Genomic DNA, 1,979 nt, shown 5'->3' on the forward strand with positions numbered 1-1,979 from the left:
AGGTGCCACGCGATGGCCTCGCCCTCGCGGTCCTCATCCGTTGCGAGCCACAGCTCGTCGGCACCCTTCAGCGCGCGCTTCAGCTCGGAGACCGTTTTGCGTTTGTTGTCGTTGACGACGTAGTACGGGGCGAAGTCGTTCTCGACGTCGACCGCGAACTTCCCGAATGCGCCCTTCTTGAGCTCCGCGGGCAGGGCCGATGGCTCGGCGAGATCACGAACGTGTCCGACCGATGCGATGACCTCGTAGTCGTCTCCGAGGTAGCCGCCGATGGTCTTCGCCTTGGTCGGTGACTCGACGATGACGAGTTTCTTCGTACCCTTCACGGGTCTCCTTCGTTGCTTCACGCAGTGTAGGGCTGCTCCGCCAGGACCGGCTGAGGGTTCTGCTCCGACACGATACACATTCTGGCGTGAGAATCCACCTGCGGGATTCCACGCATGTTCTCTCTTCATTATGTCCGTCGCCGGCCGAAGTACCCGCATCGGAGTTTCTGCGCACTGCATCAACGGATCTCAGGGCCACCGATATAGAGGTATGGGTTCACGTCGGGAAACGCGTTCGACGGGGTGGTCGACAGCGTGAAGTGCGAGTGCGGCCCCGACGTGCATCCGCTCATACCTGCGAGGGCCACCGGTTGTCCGGCTCGCACTGCAGTGCCCGGCGATAGCCCGAACGCGTCGGTCGATCCGGGGGCCACGTGATTGTGGGAACTGAAGAGCACTTCCCCCCGATAGCTGTGTCTGATGATGATCGTGTGATTCGGGCCATGCCACCACGAGGGTTCGGCGACGCACTTCTCGGGCGGCCCGTCGCTGTCCGTTCCGGCTGCGACGACGACGCCGTCGTAGGAAGCGTAGAGCGGTGACCCTTCAACCGCGCGGAGATCAATGGAATAGCCGTCGTGGAACCCCTGCGTGATGCCCGGCTCCGAGCTGGGCCACGCCCAGCCATTTGCGCCAATCGCACCTCCCGGCATCGCGGAACTCGGCGGTGGACCAGCGTGCGCCGAAGCGGCGACGGCCCCGAGCGGCCCGTCCGCCACCACCTTCACGCGGGCGTCGGCGAGGGCGGGATCGAGCTCGCAGGACACGAGTTCGCTGCTCATCGCACTCGTGACAGCCCCCGCCAGGTCACAGGGGTCTCCCGCGAGAAACCCGGCGGCCGAGTCGGCTGCGGCGAGCGCTGCCGCGTCAGCGGCCCCTGCTGCACGATGGGAGGCTTCGAGGTGCGACGACGCCGCGATGATCGGTACGCCGAGACATATCGCAGCGGCTGCGCAGACGAGGGTCGCCGGTGCGCTCATGAGGTCGCTCCCTCACCGATTCGGGCGGCGCACGAGCGCGATTCGACCGCGATGCGGGCGAGGGGTCCTCCACCCGGGCGCGACCGAAGCGTGACGCAGTGCAGCACGCCGTCTTCCACACGTTCGATCTCCACTCGATCACCGAGCGAATCCACATGTTTCTGGGCGAGCTCGGCATCACCGCGGGCCTCTGATCTCGCGATCTCAGCCGACGCCGATACGAGGGTGATGCGATGCGCCGCCACGTAGATGCCGCCGATCACGAGCCCGAGTACGGCGAGCACTGCGGGCACGACGATCGCGAATTCCGCCGTGACCGTGCCACGTTCGTCGTGCCGCAGCGCCGCGAGCATCAGGACCCTGCGCCGAGGGCGTTCTCGACGAGTTCCACGAGCATCGCTCGGATCTCGCTCGACCGCATGATGGCAACCAGCAGACCGGCGAATGCTACGGCGGCCATGATGACAATCGCGTACTCCGCTGTCACGGCGCCGCGCTCATCGTCGGCGAGCGCGCGCATCTCGCCGACGAACGCCCGCCCGCGTCGTCGGCCTCCGCGACGGACGCGCTGCAGACGTGTGCGGCGGCGCTCGGGCCCGCCTTCCACGGATGTCGCACCTCGGTCGGATACGAGTTGGAGTGTGGGCTGCATCGGGAACCTCCTTGACCTCGC

Annotated in this window: 4 protein-coding genes; all 4 read right to left on the minus strand. The window is 66.5% G+C overall.

The window, feature by feature from the left end; translation table 11 throughout:
* Positions 1 to 326: toprim domain-containing protein (locus B2869_RS13820; protein WP_292767721.1), on the minus strand; the 326-nt coding region annotated here is incomplete at its 3' end.
* 179 nt (positions 327 to 505) lie between these two features.
* Positions 506 to 1,306, minus strand: coding sequence for a M23 family metallopeptidase (locus B2869_RS13825; protein WP_292767723.1), 801 nt, complete (start codon positions 1,304 to 1,306; stop codon positions 506 to 508).
* On the minus strand, positions 1,303 to 1,659 hold the full coding sequence (locus B2869_RS13830; RefSeq protein ID WP_292767726.1) for a TadE/TadG family type IV pilus assembly protein: 357 nt from the start codon (positions 1,657 to 1,659) through the stop codon (positions 1,303 to 1,305). Before B2869_RS13830 ends, B2869_RS13825 begins: the two co-directional genes overlap by 4 nt.
* Positions 1,659 to 1,958 carry a DUF4244 domain-containing protein gene (locus B2869_RS13835; protein WP_234037531.1) on the minus strand — a complete coding sequence of 100 codons (300 nt, stop codon included), beginning with the start codon at positions 1,956 to 1,958 and terminating at the stop codon, positions 1,659 to 1,661. The genes B2869_RS13830 and B2869_RS13835 overlap by 1 nt, the downstream gene beginning before the upstream one ends.
* Between the last annotated feature and the right edge of the window lie 21 nt (positions 1,959 to 1,979).

The sequence above is a fragment of the Microbacterium sp. UBA3486 genome, assembly GCF_002377845.1.
In the GTDB taxonomy this organism is placed as follows: Bacteria; Actinomycetota; Actinomycetes; order Actinomycetales; family Microbacteriaceae; genus Microbacterium; species Microbacterium maritypicum_A.